13 protein-coding genes are annotated in these 15,451 nt (G+C 38.1%); 10 read left to right on the top strand and 3 right to left on the bottom strand.

All coding sequences use genetic code 11. The features are described from left to right. Positions 1-76 precede the first annotated feature (76 nt). The 3 genes from AC3QLY_RS06790 (at position 77) to AC3QLY_RS06780 (ending at position 4,249) form a co-directional block, all read left to right on the top strand. Positions 77-1,417 carry a carbohydrate porin gene (locus AC3QLY_RS06790; RefSeq protein ID WP_288095244.1) on the top strand — a complete coding sequence of 447 codons (1,341 nt, stop codon included), beginning with the start codon at positions 77-79 and terminating at the stop codon, positions 1,415-1,417. Between the two features lie 86 nt (positions 1,418-1,503). Further along, complete coding sequence (locus AC3QLY_RS06785) at positions 1,504-2,010, top strand: SRPBCC family protein (protein ID WP_492991071.1); 507 nt, start codon at positions 1,504-1,506, stop codon at positions 2,008-2,010. A 253-nt stretch (positions 2,011-2,263) separates the two neighbouring features. Then, the gene (locus tag AC3QLY_RS06780; RefSeq protein ID WP_492991069.1) at positions 2,264-4,249 is read left to right on the top strand and encodes a KUP/HAK/KT family potassium transporter; all 1,986 of its coding nucleotides are present in this window, start codon (positions 2,264-2,266) and stop codon (positions 4,247-4,249) included. Between the two features lie 26 nt (positions 4,250-4,275). Here AC3QLY_RS06780 and AC3QLY_RS06775 read toward each other — a convergent pair whose 3' ends face one another. From AC3QLY_RS06775 to AC3QLY_RS06765, 3 genes are all read right to left on the bottom strand, one after another. Further along, a complete protein-coding gene (locus AC3QLY_RS06775) occupies positions 4,276-5,766 on the bottom strand; it encodes a glycoside hydrolase family 10-like protein (protein ID WP_492991067.1) in 1,491 nt (496 codons plus the stop codon). A gap of 171 nt (positions 5,767-5,937) precedes the next feature. Further along, positions 5,938-6,381, bottom strand: coding sequence for a MarR family winged helix-turn-helix transcriptional regulator (locus AC3QLY_RS06770; RefSeq protein ID WP_074417388.1), 444 nt, complete (start codon positions 6,379-6,381; stop codon positions 5,938-5,940). Positions 6,382-6,406: 25 nt separating this feature from the next. Then, positions 6,407-7,438, bottom strand: a complete 1,032-nt coding sequence (locus tag AC3QLY_RS06765; RefSeq protein WP_218331422.1) for a radical SAM/SPASM domain-containing protein — start codon at positions 7,436-7,438, stop codon at positions 6,407-6,409. 130 nt (positions 7,439-7,568) lie between these two features. Between AC3QLY_RS06765 and AC3QLY_RS06760 the strand changes: the two genes are divergently transcribed. The 7 genes from AC3QLY_RS06760 (at position 7,569) to AC3QLY_RS06730 (ending at position 15,404) form a co-directional block, all read left to right on the top strand. Then, positions 7,569-8,348: a glycoside hydrolase family 25 protein gene (locus AC3QLY_RS06760; RefSeq protein WP_492991064.1), complete on the top strand. Its 780-nt coding sequence runs from the start codon at positions 7,569-7,571 to the stop codon at positions 8,346-8,348. A 119-nt stretch (positions 8,349-8,467) separates the two neighbouring features. After that, positions 8,468-8,998: a hypothetical protein gene (locus AC3QLY_RS06755; RefSeq protein ID WP_074417385.1), complete on the top strand. Its 531-nt coding sequence runs from the start codon at positions 8,468-8,470 to the stop codon at positions 8,996-8,998. Then, positions 8,991-11,390 (top strand): heavy metal translocating P-type ATPase, encoded by a 2,400-nt coding sequence (locus AC3QLY_RS06750; RefSeq protein WP_492991062.1) that lies wholly within the window; start codon positions 8,991-8,993, stop codon positions 11,388-11,390. Before AC3QLY_RS06755 ends, AC3QLY_RS06750 begins: the two co-directional genes overlap by 8 nt. Positions 11,391-11,596: 206 nt before the next feature. After that, positions 11,597-11,812 (top strand): cbb3-type cytochrome oxidase assembly protein CcoS, encoded by a 216-nt coding sequence (gene ccoS / locus AC3QLY_RS06745; RefSeq protein WP_074417420.1) that lies wholly within the window; start codon positions 11,597-11,599, stop codon positions 11,810-11,812. A gap of 33 nt (positions 11,813-11,845) precedes the next feature. Next, a complete protein-coding gene (ccoN, locus tag AC3QLY_RS06740) occupies positions 11,846-13,996 on the top strand; it encodes a cytochrome-c oxidase, cbb3-type subunit I (protein ID WP_074417383.1) in 2,151 nt (716 codons plus the stop codon). 17 nt (positions 13,997-14,013) lie between these two features. Beyond that, on the top strand, positions 14,014-14,187 hold the full coding sequence (locus AC3QLY_RS06735; protein ID WP_074417382.1) for a CcoQ/FixQ family Cbb3-type cytochrome c oxidase assembly chaperone: 174 nt from the start codon (positions 14,014-14,016) through the stop codon (positions 14,185-14,187). A gap of 38 nt (positions 14,188-14,225) precedes the next feature. Further along, positions 14,226-15,404, top strand: a complete 1,179-nt coding sequence (locus AC3QLY_RS06730; RefSeq protein ID WP_288071710.1) for a cbb3-type cytochrome c oxidase N-terminal domain-containing protein — start codon at positions 14,226-14,228, stop codon at positions 15,402-15,404. Positions 15,405-15,451: the final 47 nt, after the last annotated feature.

The raw sequence follows: 15,451 nt of genomic DNA, 5'->3' as shown, positions 1-15,451 counted from the left end.
TTCCTGATAGGTTAACTATTTTACTAACACAAATAAACATGAATCGAATACAATCATTTTTCAATTTTTTTACCTCATGAAATGGATATTTACTTCTACCCTATTATTTGCCTGCGTTAAAATACATGCACAACCTGTATTTCAGATGGATAGCTCCGGCAATTGGAGCCATCATTTTCAGCTAACGGTAATTTCACAGAGCCATTCAGGTTTTTCAGCTGCATATAGTGGTAAAAACAGTTTAGACAATGCTGTAGAAACCGGTGCCACCAGTTTAACTACAACTTTATTTCTTGGAAGAAAATTATGGAAAGGAGCAGCAGCATATTTTAATCCTGAAATGTCGGGAGGTAATGGGCTGAGTTATTCACAAGGTGTTGCAGGCGCATTAAACGGTGAAACCTATCGGGTGGGTAATGTTGCACCACAATTATTTATAGCAAGAGCCTATTTGCAGCAAAATATTGCACTGGGTAATAGCAAATACACCAACGTTGCCGATGATGAAAATCAGGTGACCGATAAAGTACCTAATAATCGTATCACCATTACTGCCGGAAAATTTGCTATCAGCGATTTTTATGATGACAATACTTATAGTCACGACCCCAGAACACAATTTTTTAACTGGTCGTTAATGGGTAACGGTGCATGGGATTATCCTGCCAACACACGTGGCTATACTTATGGCATTGTAGCAGAATGGTATCAAAACAACTGGTCATTTCGTTTATCCAGTGTAGCTGTTCCAACCATAGCCAATTCCCATAAAATGGAATACCACTTATCTAAAGCGCATTCTGAAACACTTGAAATTGAGAAAAAATATAACATCAATCGTCAACCCGGTGCCGTTCGTTTTATCATTACCAATTCCTATACCCGTGCACCTGCTTATCAACAAGGAATCAATGCATTGAATAACAACAATAATTATTTATTAAGTGTAATTAGTGGGGAAGCCGAAAATAATACTTATGGAGGTAAAAAATTTGGATTAGGCCTGAGTGCAGAACAGGCATTGAATGATGATATTGGTATTTTTTCAAGATTAGGTTGGAATGATGGCAAATATGCCACCTGGGCATTCACAGAAATTGATCAGTCGGCCAGTATTGGGCTGGCTGTGAAAGGAACCCGCTGGCATAGGCCGGCGGATGTGGCAGGTATTGCAGGTGTACTGAATGGCATTTCGAAAGAACATCGCGATTTTTTGGCTGCCGGAGGTTATGGTTTTATTATTGGTGATGGCGCATTGAATTATGGACACGAAGGCATTATTGAAGCTTATTACAATACTTACTTGTTCAACAACTTTTGGTTAACCTTCGATTATCAGTTTGTGAACAATCCGGGGTATAATAAAGACAGGGGTCCGGTGCATGTATTTGGCATTCGCGGACACTTTGCGTTGTAACTTAAGAAATACGCATAACGGTAAGGTTTTTCATCGTCACTGAGAACCTTACTGTTTTTATTTTGTTATAACGGTAAAATAAAAGGATGTCAAAAGTTTATTCTATCAAAACCATTCAATATATTCCTACAGATATTGCTACAGCATGGGATTTTTTTAGCAAACCCCATAATTTAAAAACCATTACACCCGCCCATTTAGGATTTGAAATCATCAGCAAACACCACGGCCCTGAAATGTATGCCGGACAAATTATTGAATATACGTTAAAACCAATATTGGGTATTCCATTATACTGGATGACCGAAATTACACATGTAGTGCCGCAACAATATTTTGTGGATGAACAACGCTTTGGACCTTATACATTCTGGCATCACCAACACCATTTTAAATCAGTTAACGGTGGCGTTGAGATGACGGATATTGTTCACTACAAAATTCCATTTAGTTTTTTGGGTGATATTGTCAACAGCCTTATGGTAAAAAAACAATTGCAACAAATTTTCAATTATCGATTCACCGCAGTAGAAACCCTGTTTGGAAAATGGAATCAATTATCTACATCAGTTGCTAATGTTGTTTTGACATAAAAATATACCCCTAACGTATTAAATTTTGCTTAATACGGTTACCTGTTATCCATAGTGGGTATTAATGTGTTATAACTTTGCACATTCTTATCAATATGGCAACCCAACCTTTACACTTTCTGTCCGTAATATTTTTACGTGGCTATTACCATCATTCACCTTTCTCCTGTTTTCTTAAAATATAACTGCCACATTTCGCATGCAACAGTAGCAATGCTGTTACACCTCCAAATGATAACAATTAAAGCAAATCATGAAAACTGAATCAAGCAGTTCAAAGCATTTACACCAATTATCTGCTGCCGGATTATTGGTTACATTAGGTATTATATATGGAGATATTGGCACTTCGCCTCTATATGTTTTCAGATCAATTATTGGTGATAGGCCCATTTCTGAAGAATTAGTTTATGGGGGTATTTCCTGCATTATATGGACATTAACCCTGCAAACAACTTTCAAATATGTATTATTAACCCTTCAGGCCGATAACAAAGGTGAAGGTGGCATTTTTTCATTATTTGCTTTGGTAAGGCGTTATGCAAAATGGTTGTACATACCAGCTATAATTGGTGCAGCCACTTTATTGGCAGATGGCATTATTACCCCACCCATTTCTGTAGCTTCAGCTGTAGAGGGCTTAAATGGCATTCATTCTTTACAAAATACCATCATTCCCGGAAATGCAATTACCATTGGCATTGTAGTAGGTATTATTTCGCTTTTATTTTTCTTTCAACGCTTTGGAACCAAAGTGGTAGGATTTGCATTTGGCCCTATTATGCTGGTATGGTTTAGCATGATTTTTTTATTGGGTTTTTTACAAGTATGGCATCATCCCGGAATCATCAACGCCATCAACCCCTATTATGGTATTGAATTATTAATAAATTATCCGCATGGATTCTGGCTGTTGGGTGCGGTATTCTTATGTACAACAGGTGCTGAGGCATTGTATAGCGACTTAGGGCATTGCGGTAAAAAAAATATACAGGTGAGTTGGATATTTGTAAAAATTGCATTAATTTTTAATTATATGGGGCAGGGAGCCTGGTTATTAACTCAAAAAGAAACATATTTAGGTAACACCAATCCATTTTATGCATTAATGCCCCATTGGTTTTTGTTGGTAGGAATTATAGTGGCCACTTTTGCTACCATTATTGCCAGTCAGGCTTTAATTAGCGGCTCATTTACTTTAATTAGTGAAGCCATAAGTATGAACTTTTGGCCAAGAGTTACCGTGAAATATCCTACCAACGTAAAAGGCCAAATTTATATACCCAGCCTTAACTGGATATTATGGATTGGTTGTGTAGGCATGATGCTGTATTTTAAAGATAGCTCTGCTATGGAAGCTGCCTATGGCTTTTCTATTGTGATAGCTATGTTAATGACCACCAGCCTCATGTTTGTGTTTATGTACCGTGTAAAAAAATGGAACCATTGGCTGATTGCCGTTATTATGACCATTTTTTTAATTGTAGAATTTTCTTTCTTTATTACCAATGTTGCCAAAATAAAACAACGCTGGATGTTTTTATTTTTTGAATTTGGCCTGATGTTTATCATGTTTGTTTGGTTTAAAGCCCGAAAAATTACCAACAGTTATTTGCAATTCTTAAAAGTAAAAGACTACACAACCCCTTTGCAATTGCTGAGTGCAGATAAAGAAGTACCCAAATATGCCACTCATTTGGTTTACTTAACCAAGGCCGATAGTGATGGAGATATAGAAAAAAGAATTATTGATTCCATTTTAAACCGAAAACCAAAACGTGCTGATGTGTATTGGTTTGTGCACATTGACAGGGCCGATAACCCTTATGAAATGGCATATAGTGTTACAGAGTTACTGCAGGATAAAGTAATTAAAATAAACTTCAAACTTGGTTTCCGTATTCAGCCCCGAATTAATTTACTGGTTAAAATGGTAATGCAGGAAATGAGAAAAAATAATGAGCTGTGCTGTATTAATAAATATGAGGACTTAGATGCAAGCAACTTTCATACAGATATTACTTATGTTATTCTGGAAACCTTCCTGTCGGTAGAGAATGAACTTTCGGTTAAAGAAGGTTTTATTATGGATGCTTACTTTGCCATTAAGCACCTGGCTCAATCTGACCAAAAAGCATTTGGTTTAGACAATGCCACTACCGTTGTTGAAAGGGTGCCGCTGTTAATTACCCCCAAAACATATCTTCCTTTAAAACGAATTAGTTTTGCGCAACAGTAATAATAGCACTTCTTTATTGCATGTAATTATTTCAACTCAATCCAATTACTGAGCACATTATGTTCACTCACTACTGCAGCAAATAAACGGTTATTGGCAGGTATTAGTGAAGCTAACCTTTCATAAGTTACTGCTTTATCGGCAATCAATAATTTAATCAGTGTGGCATAGGCTATATTTTCAGTAACATTTTCGGGCAGGGCAAATATCGCAAATGCTTTAACGGGTTGTTTACCGGAATAATGTAACGTAAACAGATTGCCATTACTTTTTGCAAATATGGGTGTTGGTGGTTTTGTGCTGTCAATCCACGGCATGGGCGGCACTATAGCAGGCAATGCATAATAATTATAGCGAAGACTGTCAGACCAGCCATTGGGATTACTTTCAAAATTTTTACTGCTAAAAAAAATACTGCCTTGTGTGGTAGAATAGCTTCTAATAGCTTTTAACTGATTGGGTAATTCATTAGGGTTACGCCAGGCAGCATTGGTTCCGGCACGGTAAATAGCCTGGCCAATATATAAATCTCTGCCATAAGTATGTGCATTCCACCAGGCCAGCAGGGTATCAAAATCGGCTAACTTATGCCCTTGCTCCCAGTATAACTGTGGTGCTACATAATCAATCCATCCTTTTTTTAACCACAATAAAATATCTGCATATAAATCATCATAATTAGTTTGTCCGGCTTTGGTATTACTTCCATCAGGATCCTGACTTTTATTTCGCCAAACACCAAACGGGCTGATTCCAAATTTCACAAAAGGATTCACGGCACGAATGGTTTGATACAATGCATGAATAATGCTGTCGCAGTTATTTCTTCGCCAATCATCCTTACTCAATCCATTCCCGTATTGTCGGTATGCTTTTTCATCAGGAAATTCCTTACCGGCAATTCTATATGGATAAAAATAATCATCCATGTGTATTCCATCTACTTTATAACGGGTAACAATATCTTTAACTACCCGGGTAACAAATTGCCGCACTTCCGGCAGGCCGGGGTTGAAATATTTTGTATTACCATACGTTACAAACCATTCAGGATGAATTTTAGTAATGTGAGATGGTGATACAGAGGATGTGTGAATGTTAAAAACAGCCCGATATGGATTTAACCAGGCATGAAATTCCATACCGCGTTGATGGGTTTCTTCAATCATAAACTCCAGCGGATCATAATACGGCGTAGGCGGCAAACCCTGCTTCCCATTTAAAAATTCGCTCCAAGGCTCGTATGAGGAAGGATAAAAAGCATCGGCAGCAGGCCGTATCTGTACAAAAACAGCATTCATTCCATTGCGTTGTTGCATATCTAACAAACGAATAAAATCGGCTTTTTGTGCTTCAACCGACATGCCTTTTTCTGCAGGCCAGTCAATATTTACCACTGTTGCTACCCAAACACCACGCATTTCAAATACCGGCGCTTTTTGCGACCAAAGTGAAAGTGCATTTCCTGTTAAACAAAACAAAAGCAAACAAAATGACTTTAACAGCTTTACATACATAAGGCGATTCATTTTTGGGAGATTACAAATTCACAAGCCATTCAAAACTGGCTTATTCTATTCATTGTAAAAACCGAAGATAATGTTAGTTGGTACATTTTGTTTTAAAGTAGATGAAATATAAATATGTACCGGTTAGATAATATTAATATATAAAAAATGCAGGTAATTTTACCGGATAGCATTTAATAAACCATTGAGCAATTGAGCATCTTCCACCGATAAAGCAGCAACCATTGCATCCAACTCATGAATTCTTGCTTCAATTCTGTGCAAAACACCCACACCTTCAGCAGTTAAATAAATGGCTACTTTCCGTTTATCATTCGTTGCCATCCGTTTTTCTAATAATTTTTTAGCCGCCAGGCGGTCAACCATTCTGCTGGTGTCACTCATTTTATCCAACATCTGCGCTCTTATCTGCAAGGTAGAAAGGGGCACGGCACTGGCATGCACAATACGTAAAATATTGTATTGCTGAGCGGTAATATCTTCAGGCGTCAGAAACTGCCTGATTTTTTCCTGCAACCAATTTGCTGTAAAAATAATATTTACAATGGCTTTATGATGTTCGTTACGAAAATGTAACTGCGGTATTTCCTGCTCAATTTCCATAAATAAAATTTATTTTTAACCTTTATCAATCTTCCCAAACCTTTAATCCTTCACTGCAATTGGCACAAATATCAATATTTTTCCTGCTTTGCATAATAGCACTTCTAAATTGCTTATAATTTTCGTTTTGCCAGGTTTCCTTAAAGCTTTGCGTTGCCAAATTACCCAACTGGTGCTGCGCATCTTTATCAAAACAACAAGGCACCACCAATCCATCCCAAGTAATTACATTGGCATGCCATAATTTCCAGCAATGGTTACCTAATCCACTTTTCACCACACGTTTACCCGATTTATCTTTTTTATAACGGCTGTATTTATCAATAGATGGAATTAACTGATTGGGATCATTTTCAAAATCATACACCTGTGCGGTTTTAAACCGAACCTGATCTACCCCAACTTCTTTTCCCAATTGTTTAATGGCTTCTATCTGATGTTCATTCGGCTTCACCACTAAAAACTGAAAAAATACAAAAGGTGTTTTACTGTTCAGCGCTTTTTTCCATTTTACAATATTACGGGCTCCTTCAATTACTTTTTCTAATTTACCTCCTACCCTGTATTGCTGATACACATCCTGAGTAGTTCCATCAATAGAAATGATAAGCCTGTCTAATCCGCTTTCAACAGTTTTTCTGGCTTTTTCATCGGTTAAATAGTGGGCATTGGTAGAGGTAGCAGTATAAATACCTTTACCATGTGCATATTGTACCATCTCTAAAAAAGCAGGATTCAAATAAGGTTCTCCCTGAAAATAAAAAATCAGGTACAATAGTTCCTTGTGAATTTCATCAATTGTTTTTTTAAAGAAACTGCTTTCCAGCATGCCGGTAGGCCGGGTAAATTCCCGCATACCACTCGGACATTCAGGGCAACGCAGGTTACAGGAAGTAGTAGGTTCAAACGAAACAGAAATGGGTAAACCCCATTGAACAGGCTTTCCGAGCATTCGGCTAATCCGATAACTACTCCATACTTTGCCGGCATTCCACAGTCGGGCGAAGGTGAACTTACTGATTAAATTCAGACTATCATTTAAATTAAAATACGGCATAATGAATGTAAAAATAAGTTCATTCCTGGTAAAATGCCGTTTATCTTCAACATCTTCCTCTATTCGAAAAATGATTTTGATTTTTATTCCATGAATATGTCATTTTTGTAACTCAATTTCGCTGCGCAGCATGGCTAAGAAAAAAAAGAAAAAAACATCGCCGGTTATATGGATGCTTACAGGCATTTTCCTGATACTGCTGCTGCTGTTGGTATATTTGTTTCAACAGGAAAAAGACACCCCCACCCCCATTGAATTTACGTATGATGCTGATTTTGGCATACCACTGCCCGACAACTACAGTATACATGGCATTGATGTGAGTGTACATCAAAGCAATATTAGCTGGGGCATGGTCAAAAATACCAGATCAGACCATATTGCCATTGGTTTTGTGTTTATTAAGGCAACCGAAGGACTATCGGATGCCGATAAACAATTTAAAATAAACTGGCAGCACTTACAGCAATTTGGCTTTACACGTGGTGCCTATCATTTTTTTATTGCCACTAAAAACGGAGCACAACAGGCACAAAATTTTATTCGCACCGTACAACTACAAACCGGCGATTTACCGCCGGCGGTTGATGTAGAAGAATTGTATGGTGTAAACCCTACCCAACTCAAAAAAAGATTGAAAGATTACCTACAAACCATAGAAAATTTTTATAAAGTAAAGCCTATCATTTACACCTATGCCAGTTTTTATGAAAGTTACTTAGGTAAAGAATTTGATGATTACCCACTATGGGTGGCTCATTATAAAGAACCCCAACAACCGCGTATTCAAAGACCCTGGCAGTTTTGGCAACACAGCAATGAAGGGCATATCAATGGCATTAAAACAAAAGTTGATTTTGATGTATTTAATGGTGACTCAGCCGCCTTTCAACAAATGGTGTTGCATTAATCTTCTACTATATCAGCAGGCAACGGAAATAAAAACTGATAACTATCATATTTCCGGTTGAGGAACGTCATATTCCCGCTCAGCATTGCACAATAATTTGCAATGAAAAGGGGAAGAAGATGCGATTGAATTTTTTAAATAAATGGTTAGATGGGCCACTTACGCTCGAAGGGTCGTGCAATTTAATTATGGTAGAACATCATCCGGTTATATTGGAAATGCTGGAACAATCAAAACATCAACTGGAAATATTACTTCATTCCGGGAAATACCATTCTACCCTTTTACCGCAACTAAGCCGAAGATTGTTTCAAATTAACAAAGAAATTGGCCAATACATCAGGGCCGAACAGGAATATTTTTTTCCATATTTAAAAAAACAATCCAATCAGGAATCTGCATGCGATGAGTATATTTTAAATACACATTTATTAGAAACCATGCAGGAAAAGCATGATCTGTTCACCAAAGCATTACATCAGCAACGTAAAATAGTGAACAACTACATGATAAAAAAAGATTGGGATACCGATTTAAAAAACTACATCAATCATCTGTTTCTGTTAGAGAAAAAAATTCAATCATGGATGGAATTAGAGCGAAAGAAATTATATCCCTATCTCATTAAAACTACCAGAAAGCATGAGTAAATCATTTACCGGCGTTGTTACAGCCTGCTATCATTGTGGAGAAGATTGTGGCAATGAACCCATTCAGGCTTACGATAAAAACTTTTGTTGCGAAGGCTGCAAATCGGTTTATGAAATATTGAACAAAACCGGCATGTGCGATTATTATGCCATTAGCAACAATCCGGGCAGCAGTCAAAAAATTAAAGTTCGACACAACCAGTTTGCTTTTTTAGAAGATGATTCCGTACAAGAAGCCCTTACCGTATTTAAAGATGATACCCATACACATGTAACATTTTATTTGCCGCACATGCACTGCAGCAGTTGCCTTTGGCTGATAGAAAACCTGCACCGGCTCAATGAACATATCATTAGCAGCAAAGTAAACTTCACCAGAAAAGAAGCCGATATTGTGTTCAACCACTCAAAAACTTCTATACGCAAAGTGGCTGAGTTACTTACCTCTATTGGTTATGAGCCTTATATTAGCCTGCAAAATTTACAGCAGGGAAAACCACGTATCAATCAATCAAAAATTTACAAATTAGGGGTGGCCGGTTTCTGCTTTGCCAACATTATGCTATTAAGCTTTCCCGAATATTTGGGAATTGATGATAAAGAAAAAAATTTAGCAGGCCTGTTTCGTTACATAAGTGTTTTACTCAGTTTGCCGGTAATATTGTATGCAGCAACAGAATTTTACAACAGCGCTTTTAAAAGTTTGCGCCACAAATACCTGAATATTGATACGCCTATTGTGCTGGCTATTTGGGTAACTTTTATACGAAGCATGATAGAAATTTTTACACACACAGGCAGTGGGTATTTAGACAGCATGAGTGGCATTGTTTTTTTTATGCTGGTAGGCCGTATTTTACAGGATAAAACCTACGAACAGCTCAATTTTGATCGGGATTATACGGCGTATTTCCCCATTGCAGTATCACGCATCAAAAACAACAACGAAGAAATTGTTACCCTGCCCAATATTCAGTTAGATGATACGTTGCTCATTCATCACCAGGAACTAATACCGGCAGATGGCATTTTAACCAAGGGTAAAGCGTTGATTGATTACAGTTTTGTTACCGGTGAAAGCATACCCGTTGAAAAACAAATGGGCGAAATGATATATGCCGGCGGTAAACAATTGGGTAACAATATAGAACTGTTGGTTATAAAAGAAGTAGCACAAAGTTATTTAACAAAATTATGGAACCGTAGCACTTTTAAAGAAGCTGAACAAAAATCAAAACATTCTTTTGTTGATGCACTCAGTCGTTATTTCACCTGGATTGTATTTACCATTGCAGCCATTGCCGGTTTGTATTGGTACATGCACGATGTTTCAAAACTTTGGCAGGCAGTAACTGCTGTTTTAATTGTTGCATGCCCATGTGCGTTATTACTGAGCAATACCTTTACCAATGGTACCATATTACGCCGCTTGGGCCGCAATAATTTTTACCTGCGTAATGCAGCTACTATTGAAACCATTGCAAAAGTAGATTATATTGTATTTGACAAAACAGGAACACTTACTACCGGCCGTTATGAAAATATTACATACAACGGTATGCCACTTGCGGAATTCTTAAAAAGGAAAATTGCCACATTAGCGGCACAATCAACCCACCCGTTAAGCAAGGCAATTGTACAATGGTTAAAAATAAGCGGTGGTGCTAAAATAACCGGCTACCGCGAAATACCCGGCAAAGGAATTGAAGGGATGATAGATGATGAATGGATAGCCATTGGTGCAAAATCGTTCGTTTCACAGCAGGAAGAAAATGCCGATGATGCCTCATCGGTATACATTGCCATAGAAGGAACGGTAATTGGAAAATTTATTTTCAAAAACAGCTACCGGCCCGGAATACAAGCTTTAAGTAAACAATTACAAAATAAATACGCACTGGCCATATTAAGTGGCGATAATGCCGGCGAAAAAAATTATCTGCAATCATTACTCGGCTTTAATGCCATTACGCTGTTTCACCAAAAACCGAATGATAAATTATTGTTTATTGAACAACTGCAAAGTCAGGGCCATACCGTTATGATGGTGGGTGATGGACTTAATGATGCCGGCGCATTACAGCAAGCCAACATAGGCATTGCTGTTTCAGAAAACAGCAACAATTTTACGCCTGCCAGCGATGTAATTTTGGATGCAGCTCAATTACACCGGTTACCGGCCTTTATTCAATTAGCCAAAGCCAATCAGTGGATTATCATTACCGCATTTGCAGTTTCAATTATATACAACATTATTGGAATATATTTTGCAGTGCAGGGCATACTATCGCCCATGATAGCAGCCATTTTAATGCCTGCAAGTACCATCAGCATTGTATTCATTACCTATGGTTTAAGTAACCTGTATGCAAAAAAATTAAGATTAAAATGAGGAGAGGAATAAATGATACCGGCTTCTGTATTTCATGGCATCGTCTGTTGCGTCGCAATCACTTCATCTGTAATGCATAAGGCAGCAAAAACCGTAAAAATGAACATTCCAACTAAAACATGACAAAAATCATCTGGCCACTTGATGAAAGTCATATTCTCTTGAACCGGCACAAAATACTTTTGAAACAAATTAAAATAAGCCTTGTGAGTGTAATAGTTGTGTTATTAGTCGCCAGTATTTCTGTTGCAGCCCTTTTTCTTGCAGCCTTCTTATGGAGCGTAAAAAGTGGGCAGTATAACGATGAGGCCAGTCCGCCCATTCGCATCCTTTTTAATGATGCCCCAATTACCGAAACCACCTCAACAAATAAGGACGAAACAAAAACCAACAACGAACAAAAAATTGAAACCATCCCATAAAACCATTTACTCAAACACAAACACCAGCCGTTTATGCAATTAGAGAAGTTTTACTACGATAACAAAATTGTAAAAATGTTTGCCTATGCCACCATATTCTGGGGCATTATTGGCATGCTTGCAGGATTATGGGCCGCCATCGACCTGTATTTTCCTGCCGCCAACTTAGGCTTACCCTACACCACATTCGGAAGAGTGCGCCCCGTACACACCAATGCAGTAATATTTGCATTTGTGGGCAACGGAATTTTTATGGGGGTATATTATTCATTGCAGCGTTTATGTAAAGCCAGAATGTTTAGTGATGCACTCAGTAAATTTCACTTCTGGGGATGGCAACTTATTATTGCATTTGGCGCTTTAACATTGTTAATGGGTTATACTTCCGGTAAAGAGTATGCCGAATTAGAGTGGCCATTAGATATTGCCATAACCATAGTGTGGGTAATTTTTGGCATCAACATGTTCGGCACCATTATTAAACGCCGCGAAAGCCATTTGTACGTAGCCATCTGGTTTTTTATTGCTACCTGGGTTACCGTTGCCATGCTGCATATTGTAAATTCATTTGAATTACCATTTTCATTCATGAAAAGTTACAGTTGGTATGCCGGTGTGCAAGATGCTTTGGTACAATGGTGGTATGGGCACAATGCGGTTGCCTTCTTTTTAACCACCCCATATTTGGGTATAATGTATTATTTTCTGCCAAAAGCAGCCAACCGGCCAATTTATAGCTACCGCCTTTCTATCATTCACTTTTGGGCTTTAATATTTTTGTATATCTGGGCTGGCCCGCACCATTTATTGTACACCGCACTTCCTGATTGGGCACAAAGTCTCGGCACTGTATTTAGTATCATGCTGCTATTACCCAGTTGGGGTGGTATGCTGAATGGTTTGTTCACCCTGCGTGGCGCCTGGGATAAAGTTCGGGAAGATCCTGTTTTAAAATTCATGGTGGTGGCTGTTACCTGCTATGGTATGGCAACTTTTGAAGGCCCGATGCTGAGTTTAAAAAGTGTAAATGCAATTTCACATTTTACCGACTGGACCATTGCACACGTGCATATTGGTGCATTAGGTTGGAACGGATTTTTAACTTTTGGTGTACTGTATTGGTTAATTCCCCGCATTTTCAATACACCATTGTATTCTAAAAAATTAGCCACTACACATTTTTGGATTGGCACCATTGGTATTGTATTATATGCGGTACCGTTGTATTGGGCCGGCTTTACCCAGGCTTTAATGTGGAAACAATTTACGCCCGATGGTCATTTAAAATATCAGTTCTTAGAAACCGTAACACATATACTACCGATGTATATTACTCGTAGTATTGGTGGTACATTGTACTTAACCGGTGCCTTCATAATGGTGTATAATTTATGGAAAACCATTGCGGCCGGCAAATTAGTAGCCAATGAAGCGGCTGAAGCACCTGCTTTACCAAAAATAATTGAACCACATGGCAAACAATACTGGCACAGATGGATTGAAGCCCGTCCCATTCAAATGTTGATTTTCAGTTTAATAGCAGTTGCCATTGGTGGTATTATTGAAATGGTTCCAACTTTTTTAATCAAAAGCAATATTCCAACCATTGCTTCAGTAAAACCTTATACACCACTTGAATTGCAGGGAAGAGATATTTATGTTCGGGAAGGTTGTTATCTCTGCCACTCACAAATGATTAGGCCTTTTAGAGATGAAGTAGCCCGCTATGGCGAATATAGTAAAGCCGGTGAATTTGTGTACGACCATCCTTTTCAGTGGGGCAGTAAACGCACCGGACCCGATTTAGCACGTATTGGTGGCAAATACCCCGATAGCTGGCATTTTAACCACATGTTAGATCCCCGTTCTATGAGCCCCGGTTCAATTATGCCTTCTTATGGATGGTTGTTCGATAATAAAATTGATACAGCTATTACACCTGCTAAAATAAGAGCCATGCAAACATTAGGTGTTCCCTATCCGGCCGGCTATGATAAAATTGCCAATAAAGATTTGGAAGCACAGGCAAAAAGCATCAAAGAAATTTTGAAGAAAGATAAAATTGACATCAGCAGCAATGCTGAAATTATAGCGCTGATTGCTTATTTGCAAAGAATGGGTACTGATATTAAAGCACAATCTGCTACCAATAACAGCGAATCTACCAATATGAATGCGCAATAACCTTAAAAAACTGTAAGATGAAATTTATCAATTATCTGGAAAAAATTATCGGCGTAGATGTTTACGCATTATCCTCGTTTATCATCTTCTTCCTGTTTTTTATTGGAGTGGTATTGTGGGTATGGAAAGCAGACAAAAAAACCATGCAGCAAATTAGCAATATTCCGCTGGAGGAAGATCACAACTATTAATAACGCCAAAATTGTTCATAACAACAAAACAAACAACAATGAACGCATATTTCAACAAAATCAGAAGCAATAAATGGCTGTTAAGCATATTGGCTTTATTGCCGGTTGGTGCATTTGCAGCCGGCCCTCCACAGCCTTCTTCACTTTCATTCCCTGTTACACAACTGATGGTAGTGATTATTATCTTTCTTTTAATTGCAATTGTACTATTGGCTAATGTACTGGTAGGAGCTGCTAAAATAAAATTACAGGAAGAAAAAGAAGCCATAGAAAAAAAGAAAAATAATAATACCTCCGTTTTAATGATGATTGGGGTAATGAGCCTGCTAAGTCTGCATGCTTTTGGAGCTGATAACCCAACAACAACCGTTGCACCCGCTAATTACGGCGGACTAACACCGATTGGATATTTTACCCTGGTGGGTGTGGTATTATTAGAATTGCTGATTTTATTATTGCTGATTTACAATATAAAATTTCTGTTACGCAAACAACGCACAGCCATTGCCGAAAGTGAAGTTGCCACACAGTTGGTTCATAAACCCAATGCCTTTAAAACCTGGTGGGCTAATATTAACCGCTTTAAACCCATAAAAGAAGAAGCAGAAATTGATTTAGGACACGATTACGATGGTATTCGGGAATTAGATAACAGACTTCCACCCTGGTGGTTGTATGGATTTTATGCCAGTATTATTTTTGCCGGTATTTATTTAGTTCGGTACCATGTGTTACACAGTGCCCCCTTAAGTAAAGAAGAATTACAAATTTCGTTGGCAAAAGCCGAAGCTGAGAAACAAGCTTATTTAAAAGCATCAAAAGCAAATGTAGATGAAAATACGGTTAAATATTTAACCGATGCCAGCGATTTAGAAGCAGGTAAACAAATTTTTACCACCACCTGTGCAGCTTGCCATTTAGCCGATGGCGGCGGCTTAGTAGGCCCTAATCTTACAGATGATTATTGGTTACACGGATGCAGTATTAAAGATATTTTTAAAAGCATTACCTATGGTTGGCCCGAAAAAGGTATGAAGAGTTGGAAAGATGATTACTCACCCTTACAAATTGAACAAATTGCCAGTTATGTAAAAAGTTTACACGGCACTAAACCAAAAACACCGAAAGAACCACAAGGTACCCTCTGCACCGATCAGGGTGCTGCGCCTGCATCGGGTACCGATTCAACCCAAAAATCGGCAGCAGCCATTCAATAAGCATTCAAAACACCCATTTGTATGAGTAAAGATGTAGAACATATCAA

Source organism: Hydrotalea sp. GW822-HT8A01, assembly GCF_058798575.1.
The sequence above is the reverse complement of the archived record's forward strand: the minus strand, read 5'-3'. Positions and strand labels throughout refer to the sequence as shown.